This is a genomic window from Nocardia sp. NPDC050793 (assembly GCF_040654065.1).
Lineage (GTDB): Bacteria > Actinomycetota > Actinomycetes > Mycobacteriales > Mycobacteriaceae > Nocardia.
The window spans coordinates 823,205-844,030 of sequence record NZ_JBFAHG010000003.1 but is presented as its reverse complement, the minus strand read 5'-3'; the positions used below and the strand labels follow the sequence as shown (position 1 = coordinate 844,030).

Here is a 20,826-nt window from a genome sequence, read left to right as displayed (position 1 = left end):
GTGTCCGTCGGATAGGACTCGACCTGCCTGATAGCGGTGGGAACAAAGCATTTTCGATTTCGGTGAGGGGTGGTTGCGGTGGCCGGTGGGCCGGTGGTCGAAATGCAATTCGGAGGTGTGGATGTGCTCGTGGAGACGGTGAAGGTGCCCGGCGCCGAGCCGACGAGCACCGGTACCGGGTCCGGGCGGGTGATCGATGCGCTCGAACGCGCGCGGGACGTGATCACCGCTGCGGCGACGTCCACCGCGAACACGGTGCGAGAGCTGGGCGAGAAGACCCGGCCCGATCGTGTGGAGGTCGAGTTCGGGCTCGGGTTCTCGATGAAGGGCAACGTCATCGTCGCCAGCGGCTCGGCCGATGCCACCCTGAAGGTCAAACTCGTCTACGACGCTCACACCGACGACACCGATCGACCGTGATCACCCCGGACGCCGCCGCGGAACCACTCGCTGCGCGCGTGCCGGGGTTTCTGGGGCGCGTCCTCTACGCCGGTAATGCGCCCGCGGGGACCTGTTTCCAGGCCGCGCCCGGGGTATTGGTGACCGCAGCGCATGTGCTGCACGAGGTCGGCGCCGGCTACCAGGACGCGGTGGTGCGGGTGGACGATCTGTCGGGTGCGCTGCCTGCGTTCGAGGCAACCGTGGCCAGGGTGGATGATCTGCACGATCTGGCCGTGCTCACCTCGACCACCGCGCTGGCGGAGTCGGTGAAGGGATGGGCCGCCACGGACCTCATTCCACTGGATACACCGGCGGTGGTGGCCGGGGTATCGGAGGTCCCCGACCCCACCTACAGCTATCGATTCATGGTCGCTTCCGGGCAGTGGGCCGGTGGCACCATGCGCGATGATCAGGTCCCCCTCGGTCGCTTCGAATCCCGGGCGGTGATCAAGGGCATGAGCGGCGGGCCGGTGCGCCGCAAGTCCGACGATTACGTGATCGGGGTTGTCTCCCAGCGCTACAACACCGCCGATGGCTGGCTGCGTGACAGTGTGTTCATCGCGCGGGTGGAGGATCTGCGGCCGCTGTTGGAAGGGATCGTGCGGATCGAGGTGACCGGACCGCCACCGCAGACCGCCGCGGTCGACGTCATCTTGACCGTCAGCGATACCAAGGTCCGCCTGCACGGCACCGGAATCGACGTCACCGCAACGCATTCCGGGCTCCGCCCCGGATTGGCCGGCGCGCTCACCGATGTCCATCGCGAACGCGCCCGCCGTGCGAAAACCACCGTCGCGCGTACTCACGTCGACGAGCTGATCCCGGAAACCGGTGTGCGGACCGTGTCGCTGCGTCGCGCGGGAGCCCTGGCGGCGGAATCATTTCTGCCGCCACCGATTTCCCAAGCACTCGCCGAACTTCTCATCAGGGCGTCGGCGGCGTTCGTGCCGGTGCGGATCGGAGTCGAACCGGGTCCATTCGCCATGGCGCCATGGGAAGCGCTCCCAGATCCGGTGACATCGAAGCCATTGGCGCTGCACCCACTGATCACCCTGTATCGCCGGACGCCAGCGGCACCGGTGCGGGCAATCGCGGGACCGTTGCGGATCCTGGTGGCGATCGCCGCCCCCACCGAGGGCGGCGGAACGGTCCTGGACCACGAGCGTGAACTGCGTAATGTACTGGCAGCGGTGAAGGGCGCCCGCCAAGGCGACGCAGAAGTCCGCATCGTCGAATTCGCTACCACCACCGCCATCCGCGCCGAGCTCGCGCAGTCACCGGCACATATCCTGCACCTGTCCGGGCACGGTAAGCCCGGGCATCTGATATTGGAAACCGACACCGGCGCCGCTCGGCCCGTGACAGCGAAAGAGCTACTGGCCGAGGCGATCCCGCCAGGAAAAATGCCGCCGGTGATCAGTCTGGCCGCCTGCTACACCGATGTCGCCAGTGAGGCCGATGCTCCGTCTTTTGCGGCCGCCTTGCTGACGCAAGGGGTAAGCGTGGTGATCGGCACCGAAACCTCGGTCACCGACCGGTACGCGACCGCCTTGTTCGCTCGTGTCTACCAGGATCTGGCCAACCATCCCGTTCCGGATGCGGTCGCCGCGGTCGCCGAAGCCCGCCGCGTCGTCCACCAGCAATGGTCGAACTCCCCTGTCCTCCGCGAGAATCTACTCGCCGGGCTGGACGAGTGGAGTGTGGTGACCGTCCTGGCCGCCACCCCTGCGGTCGACGTGTACGACCCGCACGCCCCGGCCCTCGCCGACGGCAAATCCTCCGCTTCGAGGCCCTCGGCGGCACCGGTGATGGTGTCGGGGCTGGTGGAGCGCGAGACGGGCGATTTCGTCGGGCGACGTCACGAATTGCGCTCCCTGCCAGCCCTTTTGGCGGGAAACCAGTACTCCGGAGTCGTGTTGCACGGGCTCGGCGGTATCGGGAAGACCACCCTCGCCACCCAACTCGTCCACCGCCAACGCTGGACACGACTCGTCGTCGTCGCAATCGGTGAACTCAACACCGACTCCATCCTCTCGGCTGTCGCCGGTCGCATCCGCCGCTATTACGCCATGGAGACCGAAACCCCACCGGATCGGCGCGTCTCCCAAGCACTGCAATACCTCACCCGAGTCGACCAGCCGTGGCCGGACCGATGGCAGGCACTGCGCGAGTATGTCTTCGACCAACTCCCCGTGCTGGTGGTGCTCGACAATTTCGAGGACAACCTCACCGACACCAACAGCCTTGTCGACGACTCGCTGGCGGAGCTACTGGCGGCGTGGGTGAACAACCCAGGCCGCAGCCGACTGTTGGTGACCTGCCGGTATCCGTTCACCCTCCCCCAGAATGCACAGCGGCGGTTGCTGGTTCACGCGGTAGGGCCGATGTCGCAGGCGGAGACGTTCAAGCTGATCTGGGCGCTACCGGCATTGGATCGTCTCGACGACTCCGAACTCGACCATGTCTGGCGGTTGGTCGGCGGGCATCCCCGCAGCCTGGAATACCTCGACGCTCTCCTGAGCAACCGAGTCGGCCGCTACCGCGATATCACCGCCCGACTCGAGAAAGCGCTCGCCGCCGACCCCACCACCCGTCCCGCCCTCACCACCGGTACCACTCTCGATGCGGCAGTGGCCACCGCGATCACCCTTGTCGCCGACGACATCCTGCTCACCGAACTCCTCGACCAACTCACCCCCGCCGCCCAGCAACTACTGATCGGCGCCTCGGTCTATCGCGAACCCATCGACCACCCGGGCCTGCTCTATCAAATCGGCACCGACGACCTCGACGCAGCATGGACACCCGACCGGCAGCAGGCGCGACAGACCATCACCACCATTCTGACCGGCCACGGCATCGACCCCACCGCTGAGGGATTCAGCCTCGATGAGCTTCCACTCGACATCCTCACCGAGATCACACCGGCGCTCACCGAATACCACGCTGACCCTCGCCCACCGGTGTCCACCGACCTCGACCTGCCCGCTCTCACACACCAGCTGTCGTCGCTGAGCCTGATCAGCATCGACACCGACCGGGGTTCGGTGTTCGTACACCGCTCTACAGCGACGGCCCTCCACGACATCCTCCGCCACCGCCACCGCGGCAGGGAGTACGCGACCGCGCACCAGCGTGCCGCCCGATATTGGAGATGGCGAGTCAGGGTCTGGCCCCAGAACCGCGACGCCGACCTACACGACCGGCTCGAAGCCCGCCACCACCACATCCAAGCCGACGACATCCCCGCCGCGATCGACATCACCGAGGCAATCTGCAAACGCCTGCACACCATTGGCGCCTGGGACCACGAAATCACTCTTGTTCACCACACCCTGACCCAACTTCCGCCAGACTCCCCCGACCGCTCCAACTGGTACCACCAACTGGGCATCCTCGCCCAGTCGAGGGGTGACTATGCCGAGGCCGAACACCGCTACCGACAAGCCCTCACCATCCGTGAGGAACTCGCCGACCGCCACGGGATGGCTGCCAGCTACCACCAGCTAGGTATCCTTGCCCACTTGCGCGCTGACTACGCCGAGGCTGAACCCCGCTACCGACAATCCCTCACCATCGAGGAGGAACTCGGCGACCGCGCGGGCATGGCCAGCAGCTACGGGCAGCTGGGTATCCTCGCCAAGGACCGCGGTAACTACGCCGAAGCCGAACACCGCTACCGACAAGCCCTCACCATCCACGAAGAACTAGGCGACCGCTCCAACGCGGCCGCCAGCTACCACAACCTGGGTGTCCTGGCCCAGTTGCGCGGTGAGTACACCGAAGCCGAACACCGCTACCAACAAGCCCTCACCATCCACGAAGAACTCGGCGAACGCCACAGCATGGCCATCAGCTACTACCAGCTGGGGGTCCTGGCCCAGTTGCGCGGTGAGTACGCCGAAGCCGAACACCGCCACCAACAAGCCCTCACCATCCACGAAGAACTCGGCGACCGCGCCGGCACGGCCATCAGCTACCACCAGCTGGGGGTCCTCGCCCAGGACCAAGGTGACTACGCCGAGGCCGAACACCGCTACCGACAAGCCCTCACCATCCACGAAGAACTCGGCGACCGCGCCGGCACGGCCAGCAGCTACGGGCAGCTGGGTACCCTCGCGCAACTGCGGGGTGACTACACCGAGGCCGAACACCGCTATCGACAAGCCCTCACCATTCGTGAGGAACTCGGCGACCGCGCGGGCATTGCCATCAGCTACGGAAGCCTGGGTACCCTCGCCCAGGCCAGGGGTGACTATGCCGAGGCCGAACACCGCTATCGACAAGCCCTCACCATCTGCAAGGAATTCGGCAACCGCGCGGGCATGGCCACCAGCTACCACAATCTGGGTGTGCTCGCCCAGTTGGGGGGTGACTACACCGAAGCCGAACACCGCTACCAGCAATCCCTCACCATCGATGAGGAACTCGGCAACCGCGTCGGCATCGCCACCACGTACTCGGCTCTGGGGGATCTGGCGCTAGAACGCGACCAGCTCACCGCCGCGGTCCGCCTGCATATCCAAGCCTTGGCGCTTCGCACACAAATCGATGTACAGACAGCGGCAAACAACCTGTACGCACTACGGCGGCTGAGGGATCAGGCGGGGCGGGAAAGCTTCCTTGCCAACGTGTCCGAGTTGCTGTCCGCCGAGGAATCCGAACAACTGGACACATGGCTGGACTCACTCATCGATGAGTAGGCCGAGGCCCGGGCAGACAGATGGTTTGTGACCAGATAGCCCGGTGTGCCGGTCACTTCTCGCTCGGGCGTCGGCGATTTGCTCGCCAACTCCGCGAATCGACCGGCCATTTCGCGCAGCGCTTCGGAGACCTGGTCCACAGCGCCCTCCCCCGACAGCTCGAATCCGATACGCCGCCAACCTAACCGGGGCCCGAGGCACGTCGAGGTCGGCGGACCGCCCCGGATTGTGATATGTCCCGCATGCCAGTCGGCGGCGCATTGCCGCAAGGCGCTACCGCGAATCGGTATAGCGCTCAACGACTTCAACGTCCACCATCTCACTGAGTGGGACATTCCCAGCGGGACAATGTGAAACACATGCGCGTCTGTTTCGTGCGCGATAACGTCCCCTGGTCATGAGACGTTCTGTTGCAGGTATCGCCCTCGGGATCACCATCACGGTCGCCGCGCCGCTGTCCGTCGCGCAGGCCGACACCGGCTCGTCCTCGTTGTCCGGTGGCACCGGCTCGTCGTCGCTTTCCGGTGGCGGCGGCCTGCCCCCGTATTCGCAGTGGATCACCGAGGTGCAAACCGTTGCCGCGCAGGCCAGGGACTACCTGGCCGGGCGGCTGCCCGGGGCGACGCGCCCGGCCATCGTCCTCGACATCGACAACACCTCGCTGGAAACCCAGTACAACCCGAGCCCCGTCACCCCCGCCATCGCCCCCATTCTGCAACTGGTCCGATGGGCCAAATCACAGGGCGCGGCAATCATTTTCGTCACCGGCCGCCCCGCACTGATGAACATCTACACCCAAACCAACCTCACCGCAGTCGATTACCCGGTGGATGGGCTCTACGGCAGCCCGCTCACCACACTGTCCGCGGGCTCGGCGGGACTCGAGGAATACAAGACCAACGCCCGCATCGACATCGAGAGCGACGGGTACACGATCGTCGCGAACATCGGGAACAGCCCTTCCGATCTCGCGGGCGGGCACGCCGAGAAGACCTTCAAACTGCCCGACTACAACGGCAAGCTCTCCTGACGGACAGGAGAACCGCGAAGTCCCTGGAATCGACCGAGCTCGGCGACGTGGTGGCCGCACCGTCCGCGTGCGGCCCCTCGCGTCGACGCCGCGCGCCGTGCGAGATCGGACGGTCCGAGCCAGACAGTCCGCCCCCGAGGCGGCGCACCGTGGCGCCACGGCGCGACGCGGCTGATCAGGTATGCGACGGCGGCAGTGTTATGCCCGGTCCCGCGGACGATCCCCGCAAGCGGTCGAGGCATTGCACCGCGGTGCGACGGCGACAGCACTTGCACCGCGGCCGCTACGACGCAGCATCCTTGGCAGACGAACCGACCGCTGGTGGCGCATTGTCACCGGGTGCTACTTTCTCGTTTCCGCCGACTGTGCGACAGCCCGCACCACTGCAAACCCCGGTTCCTCAGCGAACACAGGGCAACCGGGTGGACAATGGGCGCATGCGAACCGTGCTCATTCTCGGCGCCGGGTTCGGAGGGCTGGAGTTGGCCAGCCGTCTGTCGCGTTCGCTGGCCGGCGAGGTCCGGATCGTGCTGATCGATCGGAACGACTCGTTCACCTTCGGCTTCGCCAAGCTCGAGATCCTGTTCCGAGATGTTCCGCCGGAGCGCGTTCGTGTTCCGTACACGGACCTGGCTCATCCAGGAGTCGAGTTCCGTCGCGAGGAAGTGACCGCGATCGATCCGCGGACCCGGCGCGTCGTTACCGATCGGTCCGAATACGAACCGGACATTCTCGTCGTCGCGCTCGGGGCCGATTACGATCCCGCCGCGACCCCAGGATTCGTCGAAGACGGATACGAGTACTACTCGATCGAGGGCGCGTGCCGGTTGCGCGACCGGCTGGCGAACTTCGAGGGCGGCAACGTGCTCCTCGCGATCCTGAGAGTGCCGTTCAAGTGTCCGCCCGCGCCTTACGAAGGTGCGATGCTCCTGCACGAGAAGCTGGCCGGGCGCGGTGTCGACGCGCGCGTGCACATGATCAGTCCGATGGATTCACCGATCCCGGTTTCGGCGGACACTTCCGCCGCGCTCGTCGAGGCGCTGAACGACCGCGGCATCGAGTACTCACCGGGCCGACTGGTCCACGCCCTCGATCCGAGCCGCCACGTGGCGGTGACCCGCACCGGCGATCTCCCCTACGACCTGTTCATCGGAATCCCGAAGCACCGGGTGCCCGCCGTCGTCGAGGCGTCCGGTCTGACCGAAGGCGGCACGGACGGCTGGATCGCCGTGGATCCGCGCACCCTGGAGACGCCGTACCCGGGCGTCTACGCGCTCGGCGACTGCGCCGATGCGCCTGTCCCGCGAGCGGGAGTGTTCGCCGAGGACGCCGCCCACACCGTTGCCGCGGGCATCGCGGCGACCGTGCGCGGGTCCGGCTGGTCCGAGCGGTACCGAGGCCGGGGTGTGTGCCATATCGAGTTCGGGGGCGGTCTGGTCGGCAAGGTCGACGCGGATTTTCTGTCGGGCCCCGCGCCGGTCGCGCCGTTCTCGGCGCCCTCGAAGGAACTCGCGCGGGAGAAGGCCGCCGCGGCCGCCGCCCGGTTGGACCGCTGGTTCCCGGGCTCGAACCACCCGGTCTAGCGAACACGCGCACCTTCGCACGCGACGACGGATGGCACGTGGTGGATCATTCCGCGCCGGGTGCCGACCGAACTCGGGTTCCATGGCCGCACTATCGGGCCGCTGCGCAGTCGGCCCGCCCGCTCGACCACCCCTTCCTCACACGACGCGCAGCCGGTCCAGGGTGGCAGCCGCCGGTGTACCGGGTGCGGCGGAGTAGATCACGACGGTTTGGTCGACATCTGGCACCAGCAGCGTGTCGCAGTCGAGGGTGAGCGGGCCGAGCACGGGGTGTTCGACAGTCAGTGTGGTCGCGCTGATCGTGCTGGACCGTCCGATGCGCCATAGCTCGTCGAATCGCCCGCTGCCTGAACGAAGTTCGGCGATGAGACGATCCAGATCGCGGTCGTCGGGGTAGCGGGCGCGGGCAGTCCGCAGGCAGCCGACGCAATGGGCAGCAGTCCGCTCCTCGTCTTCTTCGGAAAGCCGCACCCGGCCGAGGCCGTCGCCGAGGAAACGTTCGCGAACGAGGTTGCGTCGCATCGGCGGCAGCACGGAGAAATCGCCGAGAAGTGCGCAGGCGAGCGGGTTCCAGGCCAGCACATCGGAGGTGGCGGAAAGCACCAGTGCGGGGAGGTCGGACATGCGGTCGAGGATTCGAAGCACACTGGGGCGCACCAGCATCGGGACGTGTCCGGCGCGCGGCGGCTCGGAGCCCGCGAGCCGGAAGACCAGGTTGCGGTCGTCGCCGCCGAGTCGCAATGCTCGGGTCAGCGCACCCAGTACTTGCGTGGACGGTTTCGGCCCGCGCCCCTGCTCGAGCCGCACCACATAGTCGACGCTGACGCCGGCCAGCTGCGCGACCTCTTCCCGCCGCAGCCCCGGCACCTGCCGACGCGATCCGGCGGGGAGTCCGACCTCGGCTGGTTCGACCCTGGCACGTGCGGTGCGCAGCACGGCGGCCAGTTCGGCTCTATCCATACTCCTATCGTGCCGCGCGATCCGACGCCGGGGGGTGGTACCGCCAGTCCCATGGCAGCAGAGTCCTGGTGGCCGGGCGCGCGGTCCACGACGCTGCGAACATGCCACGCACGACGACTTCCCGCACGGCCCACGACCCAGCCGCTGCCGAACCCGGTAGCCGAACGACCCGATGGATGCTGTCGATCGGAGCCGCGGTGGTCCTGCTGGCGACGCTGGGCGTGATCCGGTTCGCCGAGACATCGAAAAGAACCGAGCTGGTGGACGATTCCGGAACCTCGAGCACCGTGCTCTCGATCGGCCTGCATCCCGGCGCTCTCGACTACAGCCGGATACCCGGCCTGGACGAGGCCACCCTGACGGCGAGGATCGCCGCGGGCGAGCAGGCGTTGCGCGATGCCGGGTTCGATCTCGTGCCATGCCTCGTTCCCGCGGAACCCGATGCCGCTGAGGCTGTGCTGCGAGAATGCGTCGCCGACCAGCCATTCGATGTCGTGATGATCGGCGCCGGGATCCGCGCCTCGCTCGAGCACACCCTCTTGCTCGAACGAATCGTCAACGCCGTCAACGAGGTATCCCCTGGCGCGCGGTTCTGCTTCAACACCTCACCGGAAACCACCGTCGACGCGATACGACGTTGGGCCGGGCCCGGCCGCTAGTCCACGGGATCCCGGCCGACACCGCCATCCCGCCGCCCAACCTGGGCTATCCACCGGGTTTGCGAGACCGTCCATGCGCGACAACGTCTTCGATCGATCCCCATGTCAACGGTTGCCGTCACCATGCCCATCGACTCCACCCCTCCGCACCCCCTGCGTGAGATCCAAATGCCCAGTCCCCCCAACTGAACCAAAGTCTCGCCGCGACGGCAAGCGGAGCCGTGCCGAGTGACTCGCGCTGCGGCAGGATTCCTCGCGGGCCGGAAAATCGGCGCAGGGCAATGTTGTGATGCCCCACATAGTCGATTCCCCCGGTTGCTTGCAATGAGAGAGGTCACAATCTCGCGAACTCTAAAAGGTTTGCCACACTTCGCGATAGCAGCCGACGCCATCGTTGCGGAGTGAAAAATTTCCCCGCAAGTATGGAATTGATCACCGAGATGTGGTAGGGGCCAATCAAATTGGAAAGTACCAATGGGTTGGTTTTATCCATTCGGTAAACCAATCGTGAACAGCGAACTTTCCGACAACCCCTCCCTCCGAGTCCGCGCTCACCGCCCGAGGAAATACCTGTAACCAGGAATCGCAGCATTGATTGTCCGAGACACCATGCCGCCATGCCCGATTTTCACGGGCGACGCCACGTAGCGAACACAACAATCGCAGCCCGTTAGCCATGAGATTGCTTATCGACGAGACCTGCTGCCGGACAGTGCTTTTCACATTGCAGCGCCCAGATGAGCGGTGTAGAGATTGGTCGAGCGCACGACTGTGCACGGTGACAGTCGCGCAGGGTGACGAGATATGAGGCGTAACAGTTTTGGTTGTCGATATCGGAAGGCATGTGATCACCGGCTCGGCTGTCGCCGAATCCGGCACTGACCAGCGAAAAGGCAAGTACTCGGCGGTGTCGGCAAACGCGGCGGCCGAGGTCGCGGAGCTCGGCGGCGCAGCGGGCTCCAGTCCGGTCGGAGGTCTGAAATGAACGCCCCGAACACGGTGTCCGAGCGCGTCCGAGAGCTGTTTCGCAGCGGCTTGCGGGTCGACGAAATCGACCTCGATACGCCATTGCTGGATTATGGCCTGGACTCGGTCCGGTCGGCTGAGATCATCATCGAACTGGAGCGCGCCTTCGACGTGGAGATCTCCGACGAGGAGGCCTCAGGGCTGCACACAGCGCGCGACGTGATCGAGTGCGTGACGAACAAAACGAACCAGCGCACCGGGGTCGGTGCGTAATCCCATGAACGCGGGAGCACAAGACCACGAAATACCCTCGGCCGGACTGGATGCCGAGGCGCCGCAGTTGTTCGACGATTTCGCGCGGCACAACCGCCCCGGACTGGCTCGACTGCTGCGCGCCTGTCACCTGGACGTGGTGTACGTCGGCGCCGAGGGCGACCACCTGATCCGCGCGGATGGCACGCGGGTGCTCGACATGGTCGGCGGCTTCGGCGCGGCCTTGTTCGGCCATAACCATCCGGCGCTGGTCCGGGTGGCCACGGCGCGGTTGAACCAGCAGACGCCGTTCGTCTCCCAGGGCAGTGTCCGTCCGGGCGTTTCCCATCTGGCACACCGGCTTTCGGACCTGGTCGGGGCGAGCACCGGGCGCGAGTACGTGGTGACGTTCGGGTCCACCGGCGCCGACGCGGTCGAGGCGGCCATCCGGCACGCGGCCGTCGCGCACGCCCGCGGGCTGGCCGACCTGCGCGCCGAGCTGCGGCGCACGCTTCGGCAGCTGCGCCGCGACGGCCTGCACGCGGTGCGGCCTGTCTCGATCGGAAAGCCCGAATCCGATCAGGAAAGCGACGAAACCTGTTCAGCAGCAGCAATTCTCGAAGATTCTTTGCGGGTCGTCGAGGAGGTCGAGCGGCGGGGCCCCGTCTTCGTTTCGCTGGCGAACGCCTTCCACGGCAAGACGGCGGGCGCCTTCGCGCTCACCGAGCAGGCGGATACACCCGCCGACCTGATCGTGCCCGGCCCCGAGCGGCGCAAACTCGACACCTGGACGCCCGACGAGGTGGCCGCCGCCTTCGCGCAGGAGCTGCGACCGGTGGGCCGGATCAGCGTGGACGCCGCCGGACGGCCGGCGCTGTCCCACACGTCCGTCTCGCCGATCGCGGCGATCTTCGCCGAACCCATCCAGGGCGAAGGCGGGGTCCGCGAGGTGCCCGCCGAGACGTTGCGCGCCCTGCGTGAACTCGCCGACCGGCACACCGCCGCACTGGTTTTCGACGAGATCCAATCCGGCATGGGCCGCACCGGCACCTTCCTGGCTTCGGCGCCGTCGGGCGTCACCGCGGATTACTACCTGCTGTCCAAATCGCTCGGCGGCGGCCTGGTGAAGATCTCGGCGCTGCTGGTCGACCGCGCCGCGTCGGTGTCGGACTTCGGCCGGTACCACACCTCGACCTTCGCCGACGACGAGTTGTCCAGCGCGGTCGCGGAAGCCGCGCTGGATCTGTTGCACGACAGCCAGATCCGCGTCATCGACACGGGCGCGCGGCTGCGATCACGACTGGAGACCGTCGCGCGACGCTGGCCGCGGGCACTGGCGGGCGTGCGCGGCCGGGGACTGTTGCTGGGCATCGAATTGATCCCGCCCACACCGGAATCGGCGCTGCTGCGGGAGATCTGCGACCCGGACATGTTCGGCTACGTGGTGGCGGGCTACCTGCTGCACACCCACCGGATCCGGATGCTGCCCACCCTGTCCGCGCCCACCACGCTGCGGCTCCAGCCTTCCGCATTCCTCGCGGAAACCGATCTGAACCGCCTGGAATCCGCGTTGAACGAGCTGGCCGAGCTGCTGCACCGCGGCGACCTGGCCACGCTGCTCGCTCACCTGACGGCACCCGTGACCACGAATTGGCAAGTGCCGGACCGTAAGCCGCTGCCAGAACGGCGAACCGACCAGGTTGCGCGGGAGCACGGCGCGCCGAACCGGGTGGTCTTCCTCGCGAATCTGCCGGAGCCCGCCGATCTGCGCCGGTTCGCGCCGGAACTGGCCGAGTGGTCGGACGCGCAGTTCGCCGCGCTGTTCGAGCGGCTGCGCGGGGTGGCCGAACCCTTCGAGCTGACCAGGCAGCTGGTCAGCTCGCCCACGGGTGCCACGGTCGAGGTCTGCCTGATCGCCGTGCCGATCTCCGCCGAACAGATCGTCGAATACCAGCGGTCCGGCCACCGTGCGTGGCCGCGCGATCTGGTGCTGGAGGCCGTCGAACAAGCGATCACGTTGGGCGCCACCGTGATCGGGCTCGGCGGATACACCTCGATCGTCACCAACGCCTCCCGCGATGTGGTGGAGGACGCGGTGACAGTGACCTCGGGGAATTCCCTCACCGCCGCCTGCGCCTACGACGTGGTGGTCGGTGAGCTGGCCCGGCTCGAGCCGGGGCGACGGCGCGTCGGCATCCTCGGTGCGCTCGGCAACATCGGCGCGGTCATGGCGGAGATGATCGCGCCGCACGCCGAGGCGATCACGCTGGTGGGGCGGCCGGGTTCGGCCGGTCGCCTGCGCCGGATCGCGGACCGGCTCGCCTCGGCCGCGCCGGTCGTGATCGAGGTCAGCGAGGACATGGCCGCGCTGCGTGACTGTCACGTGGTGCTCACCGCGACCAATTCCGCGGTCCCGCTCGTCACCGCCGACCTGCTGGCCGCCGATCGTCCGGTGCTGGTGTGCGATCTGGCGGTCCCTGGCGATGTGGATCCCGCCGTCGCCGAGCGCCCGAACATCACCCTGGTCTCCGGCGGGCGAATGCTGTTGCCGCTCGGCCAGACACCCCCCTTCCCCGAAACCGGATTGCCCCCCGGCGTGGTCTACGCCTGCATGGCCGAGACCGTGCTGCTCGGCTTCGAGCCCGGCACCGCCAGTCCCTCGTACGGCGGACTCACCGTCGCGGGCGTGCACGCCGCGCGCGAACTGGCGGCTCGTCACGAGGTGCGCCCGGTTCTGCTTCCGACAGGAGCCACTACCGTGTCCGACAGCCCGACACCCGCGCCGATGTTCCTCGGCGCGCCGGATTTCGCTCCCGAGCGAGCCGGCGGCAAGGCCGCCACCTTGCATGAACTGATCGCCGCGGGCTTCGAGGTGCCGCCCGGATTCGTGGTGCCCGCCGACCTCGATCTCGACGCGGTCGGCGACGACGACCTCACCCGCTGGGTGCGGACGCTCGGCGGGTTCCCGGTCGCCGCTCGCTCCAGCGGTGTGCTGGAAGATCTCGACGACGCCAGCTTCGCCGGACAGTACGAGTCCTATCTGGACATCACCGACGTCTCGGCGCTGCGCGAGTACATCCGGCAGTGCCGCGCCTCGGTGCACAACGATCGCGTCCGCACCTATCTGGCCAAGCACGGCTACACCGAGGCGAAGGCCTCGGTGGCGGTGCTGGTGCAGCGGATGGTCGACGCCCGTTACGCCGGTGTGGGTTTCAGCATCGACGCGCTCACCGGCATCGAGGAACACGCCGTCGTCGAATGCTGCGCCGGTCTGGGCGAACGACTGGTCTCGGGCCAAGTCACGCCCACGCGGTACACCCTGCGCCTGTTCGACGGCGCGGTGATCGAGCGCGACGCGGGCGGCGAGGACATCGAGCTGGAGCAGACCGCCACCACCGAGCTGGCCGCACTGATGCTGGCCGTACAGGCGCACCGGCACCGCCCGCAGGACATCGAGTGGGCGATCGACGGCGCGGGCAAGCTGTGGCTGTTGCAGGCGCGCGCCATCACCGCGATCGCCTGGCGCACCGACATCGACCAGTTCTCCGACGCGGACCTGCGCGACGGCGGCGTCTCGGCGCGCGTCTGCACGCCGATGATGTTCTCGCTGTACGACAACGCATTCCAGCATTCGATGCAACGGTTCTTCGAACGGTTGAAGCTCGCCGATCCCGGCGTGGAACCGGACTGGATGGCCATGTACTATGGCCGCGCCTACTGGAACGTCAGCGCGGTGAAGAACTGCTTCTTCAAGATTCCCGGCTTCGACGAGCAGCACTTCGACGACGACCTCGGCGTGCTCAACGACTACGGCCCCGACGGGCCGCATCGCACCCCGACCTCGGCCAAGACCATCGCCAAGGCACTGCCCGCGGCGCTGGCCGTGCAGCAGAGCTATCGCGACCAGCTGGCCGCGGTGGACGCCTTCGCGGCGGAATGGCCCGCGAAGTACGCGCTCTGGCGCGAACGTGCCGGTGTCCTGGCGCAGACCGACGACGCCACCTTCGCCGCCGACCTGACCGACTGCCTGCTCACCTTCCACGCGACCACCGAACGCACCTACTTCACCACCATCTACAACAACTCGAGCGTGCAGACCGACTTCAAGCAGCTGCTGGACAAGGTCGACGCCGCGACGGCGGGCTCGACCTCGGCCATCGACCTGATGGGCGGCCTCGCCGAGATCAGCCACATGCAGATGCAGCGCGGCATCGTCGAATTGCACCGGGTGGCAAGCGAACACGGGCTCGACAGCGTCGAATGGGACGCGGCGCTCGTGGAATTCGTCACCGAGCAGGGCTTCCACGCCGACGCCGAGCTGGATCTGACCTGCCCGCGCTGGTCCGAGGCGCCCGAGCGGGTGCGCTCGATGATCGCGGTCATGCTCGAACACGGCACCGCGCCGGCCGATCCGGACGTGACCCTGGTGGAGCAGCGTAAGCGCTACGAGGCCGAGCTGGCCGCGCTGCGCGGCCGGGTGCGTGCCAAGACCAGGACCCGGGTCAAATTCGCCAAGTCCGTGGACAAGCACGTCGAACGAATGCGGCGTTATCTCGTTGCCCGGGAACGGATGCGCGAGTTCTCCTCGCAGTGCTACGCGATCGTGCGGGCCTACGTGGTGGAGGCGGGCGCCCGGCTGGCCGCGGCAGGCACGCTCGAAGACGCCGACGACGCGTTCCAGCTCAGCATCCACGAGCTGAGCGACCTGGTCGCGGGTCACGTCGAGATCGCCGAGCTGGCGCCGCAGATCGCTTATCGCCGTGCGCTGTACGCCGGATACCGGGATCTGACGCCGCCGCACGAACTCGGCGGCGGAGTCACCGTCGGGGCGGTGCGCGAGATCGGCGAGGGCGACCTCACCGGGCTCGGCTGCAGCCCCGGCGTCGCCGAGGGCACCGCGCGGGTGATCACCGCGCTGTCCGATATCGATCAGCTGCGCGAAGGCGACATCCTGGTCACCCGGTTCACCGATCCCGGCTGGACCCCGGCGCTGGGACTGGTGGCCGCCGTCGTCACCGAGGTCGGCGGGATGCTCTCGCACGCCGCTGTCATCGGGCGCGAGTACGGGATTCCCGCCGTGCTGAACGTCGCGGGCGCGACGACCGCGGTGCGCTCGGGCCAGCGAATCCGGGTCGACGGCAGCGCGGGCGTCATCAGCGTGCTCGATGACACCACGGCGACAGACGATGCGGCCGCAGCCATCCCGTCAGCCGGCACAACCGGCTCGACACCCGAGGTCTCGACGGACGACTCCGTGCCTACGGAATCCGAAAGAGCAGACAGTGCGACGGAATTCGCGCTCGCGACGGCCGCAGAGGCGAAGAGCGCTCCCGCCGGAATCGTCGCACCCCCCGAAGAAACAACTCGCCCGGCGCCTCCGCGCCCGGCGCCGAGAAGGGATGAACCACTGACCGCACGCAAACGCCTGATCTGCATCGCGGGGGGCGACGGCTCGGGCAAGACCACCCAGGTGGCGCGGATCGCCGCGGAGTTCGAGGCCCAGGGACACAGCGTCGCCGCGGTCACGATCTGGGACGCCTTCCTGGATCCGAAGGTCTCCTCGAAGCTGCCGTGGCAAAGCCCCTCGGAGATCTACGGCTACCTGAAGCTGCTCACGCCGCTGAGCCGCGCGCACTTCCTGTTCCATGCCATGCAGCTGTCGTTCGACCTGGCGGCCGCGCGCGGCGTCGACATCGTCCTCGCGAACGCGTACTGGTACAAGTACTACGCCACCGAGGTCGCGCACGGCGGCGACCCCGCGGTGCTGCGTCAGCTGACGGCGGGCTTCCCGGAGCCGGACCGCACCTTCTATCTGGCCGTCAGCCCGCAGGATGCGTTGGGGCGCAAGCAGTTGCGCAGCGACTACGAGAGCGGCTACGGGGACGAGAAGGCGTTCATCGACTTCCAGCAGCGCAGCCACGACGCGCTCGAGGAGCTGGCCGAGGAGCTGGCGTGGGTCCGCCTGGACGGCACCGCGGCGCCCGCCGAGATCACCAAGGCCGTGCTGGCCCAGCTGCGGGAGGACGACCGATGACCCGTCGCGTCGCCATCGTCGGTATCGACGGTGCTGGCAAGTCGTCGGTCATGGCCCGGCTGCGTGAGCTGGCCCCGGCCGGGGATCACGCCGCGTTCGCCTCGATGACCTGCCCGGACTTCCACAACACCCGTGACGTCCCGCTCACCGATCTGTCCAAGCAGCTCAAGGCATTCAGCGTCGGATGTGACGAGATCTCCAGCCTGGAGATGAAGGCCACGGCGATGTACCTGCAGATGACGCTGTTCGGTTCGGTGGAGCGCCACTTCCTGGACACCTGGGCCCCGGATGTCCTTGTCTTCGAGCGGCATCCGCTCATCGAGCTGCTGGTCTACGGTCCGCTGTACGTGGCGCTCGCCCGCCCCGAGTGGAACGGCCACGACCGGGAAGCCGAGATCGCCGCGGTGCTCGAACGGCACCGCCCAGGCACCTTCGACGACATCCTGGCCTGGCAGCGCTCGGAGTCGAGCAGGTTGGGCAGTTCCCCCGACATCTGGATGTTGCTCTCGGAGATCGCCGACCTGGTCGGCCGCGAGATCACCGCCTCGGTCGCGGGCTTCGCGGCCCGCTTCCGCACCACCCTGCCCGATGCCGTGCTGTGGCTCGACGTGCCGCCAGAGCAGGCGGCGGCACGCTGCGCGGAGCGCTCCGCCGGCGGCGTCAAGGAGGCACACGAAACCGCGGAACGCCTCACCGCCCTGCGCGAGGGCTATCTCCGGGTGCGCGACACCCTGGCCGCCGCCTACCCGGAGGTCGGCTTCCATCGCATCGACACCGCCGACGGAGTCGACCTGGACGAGTCCGTCCGCGCCTGCGTCACGGAAGGAAAACTCTTCGGATGAGTGCACGAACCCAGACCGCTGCCGAGATCGAGACGCGAGTGCGCGCCATCGTCGGCGAGGTGCTGTGGGTGGCGGCCGACGACATCGACGCCGCCGCCCAGTTGATCGACTACGGGCTCGACTCGCCGACCGCCATCGAGCTGACCATCCAGCTGGAACGGGCTTTCGACGTCGAAATTCCCGAAGACGCTGCGGCGCAGTTGAATACGGTCGCCGAGATCGTCGACTACGTGCGGGGCGAGTCGTGACCGGCAGGCTGGCGCCGCGGTTTCCGAGCATCGTGCACGCGCTGCTGGCGAATGCCGGACGCGGCGCCGATGGCCCGTCGACCATCTTCGTGCCCGAGCGCGGCGCTGACGACGAATTGGCTTGGCGGCACGACGATCTCGCGCTCGCCGCCGGGCGGGCCGCGGCCGCGCTGGCCGATGCGGGCGTGCGGGCCGGTGATCGGGTGGTGCTGTCGCTGCCTACCTCCCCGGAGTTCGTCACCGCGTTCTTCGGTGCGCTGACGCTGGGCGCGGTGCCGACGGCGGTGGCGACGCCCGGCGGATTCGGCTCGGCCGAGCTGTTCTACGAGAAGTTCCACCGGCTGGTCGCCTACCTGGAGCCGAAGGCGGTCGTCGCGGGCGCGACGGTGCTGGCGGCGGCACAGCTCCCGGCGGGCGCGACCGGCATCGACGGCGCGGAACTGCACGCGGTGGCTGGATCACCGGACGCGCCCGCGCTGGCGCCGCGGCTGCCCGAACCCGGCGATCTGGCCTTCATTCAGGCCACCTCGGGCTCCACCGGCACGCCGAAGGGGGTGCAGATCACCCACGCCAACCTGGCCGCGAACTGCGAGCAGATCGCGCTCGCCGCGTCGATGGGGCCGGGCGACACCTGGGTGGGCTGGCTCCCGCTGCACCACGACATGGGACTGATCGGCGGCTTCCTCACCCCCATGTTTCGCGGCATCGATGCCGTGCTGATGCCGCCGAGCCGCTTCCTGCGCAGCCCGGGCGACTGGCTGCGTGCGGTCAGCAAGTACCGCGGAACCTTCACCGCCGCACCGAATTTCGCCTACGGCTACGCGGCGGCGCGGGTGTCCGACGAAGAACTGGCCGGGGTGGACCTGTCGAGCTGGCGGTTCCTGTTCTGCGGCGCGGAGCCGATCCACCCGCCCACCGTGCAGCGCTTCGTGGATCGTTTCCGCGCGTGGGGCCTTCCCCCGGACGCACTGGTGCCCTGCTACGGCATGGCGGAAGCCTCGCTGGCCGTGACAGTCGCGCGCCCGCACGCTCCGGTCGCCTACGATTCGGTCTCCCGTCGTGCGCTCACCGGAAGCGGTGTGGTGCTGGATGTTCCGGACGACGACACGGACGCGATGCTGATCGTGGACTGCGGCGAGCCGGTGCTCGGCACCGAGGTGCGCATCGTCGACGGCGACGGCGCACCCTGCGGCGCCGACACGGTCGGGCGCATCCAGTTCCGCGGCCCGTCGACCACCGTCGGCTACTTCCGGCTCCCCGGCGCCACCGCGTCGGCGAGCTCCGACGGCTGGTGGGACACCGGCGATATCGGGTATCTGCGGGCGGGCAGGCTGCGCATCACCGGCAGGCAGAAGGACCTGATCATCATCCGCGGCGCGAACTACCTGCCCACCGACTTCGAGATCGCCGCCGAACAGGTGGACGGCGTGCGGCTCGGCGGGGTCGCGGCGGTCGGGCACGCCGACGCCGCGGGCTTGTCGGAGGAACTGCACCTCATCGTCGAAAGCTCGCTCGCCCCCGGGGAACACGACGCGCTGCGGCGCGCGGTGCGGGTCGCCGTGAGCAAGCGGACGGGGGTGCTGGCCGCGGACGTCCTGGTGGTGCCGCCGCGCAGCATCCCCAAGACCACCAGCGGCAAGGTGCAGCGCGCGGAAGCATGTCGCCTGTTCCTCGGGCGGAGCGAACCGGAACTGGTCGATGTGGGAGGCGGCGCATGACGGCTCGCGCTCTCGCCGGTCCGGCGCTGCGGCATCCGCTCGGCGCCTACCTCGACTACCGCGCCGACCCGCTGACGCTGTTCTACGAGCAGGCCGTCGCGCACGGCGGCAGCGTGCGGCTGCGGCTCGTGCACCAGCAGCTGCACCTGCTGGTGGAGCCGGATCACATCAACCAGGTGCTGGTGACGAACGCGGCGAAATACGCCAAGGGCATCAGCTACCAGAGCCTGAACTATCTGCTCGGGCCCGGTCTGCTGACCAGTGGCGGCGAACTCTGGAAACGCCAGCGCGCGTTGATCAAACCGGCGTTCGCCCGCAGGCACGTGGACACCGAGATCCCGCTGATGATCGCCTGCGCGCAGCGGATGCTGGAGCGTCTGGACGCGCGGGCCGCCGACGGCGCGGCGTTCGATCTGGTGCCCGAGGTGATGGGGTTCGCCGCCGATGTGGTGTGCCACGCGGTGATGGGCGCGGACATCGACGGTGTGCTGCCGCAGATCGAGGACGACGTGCGCGACGGCGTCACCTGGGTGATGAACCACATGTCGGCTCCGATCCAGCTGCCGCCGAGTGTGCCGACCCCGGCCAACCGGCGCTTTCAGGGCGTGCTGACCCGGTTGCACCGGGTGGTCGACGACGTCATCCAGGGGCACCGCGCCGCCGCGACCGGCGCGCCCGATTCGCTGCTCAGCCGCCTGCTCGCGGCGCGCGACGACGCGGGCCACGCCATGGACGACGAACAGCTGCGCCACGAGGTGCTCACCTTCCTGCTCGCCGGGCACGAGACCACCGGCGGCGCGCTGGCCTGGACCATCTACGAACTGTGCCGCAACCCGGCGGTACTGGATCGGGTGCGGGCCGAGATCGATGGTGCATTCGGCGAAACCGGAATAGCGGGGGCGCTGCCCGCGCTGGAGCTGACCGGCCGGGCCATCGACGAGGCGATGCGGCTGCATCCGCCCGCGTGGGCTTTCAGCCGTACCGCGCTGGAGGCAGACAGTTTCGACCGCTTCGACCTGGAGCCGGGGGCGATCGTGGTGATCAGCCCGTTCGTCAACCACCGCTTCCCCCAGTTCTGGGACTCGCCGTTGACCTTCGACCCGGACCGCTTCACCAAGGAGCGCACCAGGGCTCGTCCCCCGTTCCGCTACTTCCCGTTCGGCTGGGGCGCGCACCTGTGCGTCGGCCAGCACATGGCGCTGACCGAATTGCGCGTCGGCCTGGCGATGCTCTTGGCGCGCTATGACATCGAACTGGTGAACGGGCTGCGGGTGCGGGAGAACCCGGAGATCTCCAACACGCCCGACCCGGTGCTGGTGCGACTCACGCGGCGCGAGCCCGCGGCGTCTGCCGCAGGCGCACTGGCGGAGTCGGCCCGATGAGCGCCCGC

General features: G+C 68.1%; 12 protein-coding genes. 11 read left to right on the top strand and 1 reads right to left on the bottom strand.

All coding sequences use genetic code 11. From position 1 onward, the window contains the following. The first annotated feature begins 102 nt into the window (after positions 1–102). The 4 genes from AB0H50_RS14350 to AB0H50_RS14335 all read left to right on the top strand — a co-directional run bounded on the left by AB0H50_RS14350 (position 103) and on the right by AB0H50_RS14335 (position 7,757). Positions 103–420, top strand: a complete 318-nt coding sequence (locus AB0H50_RS14350) for a CU044_2847 family protein (protein WP_357451410.1) — start codon at positions 103–105, stop codon at positions 418–420. After that, positions 417–5,144: a tetratricopeptide repeat protein gene (locus AB0H50_RS14345; protein ID WP_357451407.1), complete on the top strand. Its 4,728-nt coding sequence runs from the start codon at positions 417–419 to the stop codon at positions 5,142–5,144. Before AB0H50_RS14350 ends, AB0H50_RS14345 begins: the two co-directional genes overlap by 4 nt. Before the next feature lie 397 nt (positions 5,145–5,541). Next, positions 5,542–6,174, top strand: a complete 633-nt coding sequence (locus tag AB0H50_RS14340; protein ID WP_357451405.1) for an HAD family acid phosphatase — start codon at positions 5,542–5,544, stop codon at positions 6,172–6,174. Between the two features lie 437 nt (positions 6,175–6,611). Further along, a complete protein-coding gene (locus AB0H50_RS14335) occupies positions 6,612–7,757 on the top strand; it encodes an FAD-dependent oxidoreductase (protein ID WP_357451402.1) in 1,146 nt (381 codons plus the stop codon). A gap of 138 nt (positions 7,758–7,895) precedes the next feature. On the opposite strand, the gene AB0H50_RS14330 is transcribed toward AB0H50_RS14335, so the two are convergent. Beyond that, positions 7,896–8,717, bottom strand: a complete 822-nt coding sequence (locus tag AB0H50_RS14330; protein ID WP_357451399.1) for a helix-turn-helix transcriptional regulator — start codon at positions 8,715–8,717, stop codon at positions 7,896–7,898. Between the two features lie 176 nt (positions 8,718–8,893). Here AB0H50_RS14330 and AB0H50_RS14325 point away from each other — a divergent pair, with 176 nt between their 5' ends. From AB0H50_RS14325 to AB0H50_RS14295, 7 genes are all read left to right on the top strand, one after another. Further along, positions 8,894–9,376, top strand: a complete 483-nt coding sequence (locus AB0H50_RS14325) for a hypothetical protein (protein ID WP_357451396.1) — start codon at positions 8,894–8,896, stop codon at positions 9,374–9,376. A gap of 999 nt (positions 9,377–10,375) precedes the next feature. Further along, positions 10,376–10,615 (top strand): acyl carrier protein, encoded by a 240-nt coding sequence (locus AB0H50_RS14320; RefSeq protein WP_357451393.1) that lies wholly within the window; start codon positions 10,376–10,378, stop codon positions 10,613–10,615. Positions 10,616–10,619: 4 nt separating this feature from the next. After that, entirely contained in the window at positions 10,620–16,628 is a 6,009-nt protein-coding gene (locus AB0H50_RS14315; protein ID WP_357451390.1) for an aminotransferase class III-fold pyridoxal phosphate-dependent enzyme, read from the top strand. Then, a complete protein-coding gene (locus AB0H50_RS14310) occupies positions 16,625–17,470 on the top strand; it encodes a hypothetical protein (RefSeq protein ID WP_357451387.1) in 846 nt (281 codons plus the stop codon). The genes AB0H50_RS14315 and AB0H50_RS14310 overlap by 4 nt, the downstream gene beginning before the upstream one ends. After that, complete coding sequence (locus AB0H50_RS14305; protein WP_357451384.1) at positions 17,467–17,718, top strand: phosphopantetheine-binding protein; 252 nt, start codon at positions 17,467–17,469, stop codon at positions 17,716–17,718. The genes AB0H50_RS14310 and AB0H50_RS14305 overlap by 4 nt, the downstream gene beginning before the upstream one ends. After that, positions 17,715–19,436, top strand: coding sequence for a fatty acyl-AMP ligase (locus AB0H50_RS14300; RefSeq protein WP_357451382.1), 1,722 nt, complete (start codon positions 17,715–17,717; stop codon positions 19,434–19,436). The genes AB0H50_RS14305 and AB0H50_RS14300 overlap by 4 nt, the downstream gene beginning before the upstream one ends. Further along, complete coding sequence (locus AB0H50_RS14295; protein ID WP_357451379.1) at positions 19,433–20,818, top strand: cytochrome P450; 1,386 nt, start codon at positions 19,433–19,435, stop codon at positions 20,816–20,818. Before AB0H50_RS14300 ends, AB0H50_RS14295 begins: the two co-directional genes overlap by 4 nt. Positions 20,819–20,826: the final 8 nt, after the last annotated feature.

Coding starts and splice junctions, on each gene's coding strand:
- AB0H50_RS14315 (WP_357451390.1), top strand. CDS start 10,620: ATGAACGCGGGAGCACAAGACCACGAAATACCCTCGGCCGGACTGGAT.
- AB0H50_RS14305 (WP_357451384.1), top strand. CDS start 17,467: ATGAGTGCACGAACCCAGACCGCTGCCGAGATCGAGACGCGAGTGCGC.
- AB0H50_RS14340 (WP_357451405.1), top strand. CDS start 5,542: ATGAGACGTTCTGTTGCAGGTATCGCCCTCGGGATCACCATCACGGTC.
- AB0H50_RS14295 (WP_357451379.1), top strand. CDS start 19,433: ATGACGGCTCGCGCTCTCGCCGGTCCGGCGCTGCGGCATCCGCTCGGC.
- AB0H50_RS14310 (WP_357451387.1), top strand. CDS start 16,625: ATGACCCGTCGCGTCGCCATCGTCGGTATCGACGGTGCTGGCAAGTCG.
- AB0H50_RS14335 (WP_357451402.1), top strand. CDS start 6,612: ATGCGAACCGTGCTCATTCTCGGCGCCGGGTTCGGAGGGCTGGAGTTG.
- AB0H50_RS14325 (WP_357451396.1), top strand. CDS start 8,894: ATGCTGTCGATCGGAGCCGCGGTGGTCCTGCTGGCGACGCTGGGCGTG.
- AB0H50_RS14330 (WP_357451399.1), bottom strand. CDS start 8,717: ATGGATAGAGCCGAACTGGCCGCCGTGCTGCGCACCGCACGTGCCAGG.
- AB0H50_RS14350 (WP_357451410.1), top strand. CDS start 103: ATGCAATTCGGAGGTGTGGATGTGCTCGTGGAGACGGTGAAGGTGCCC.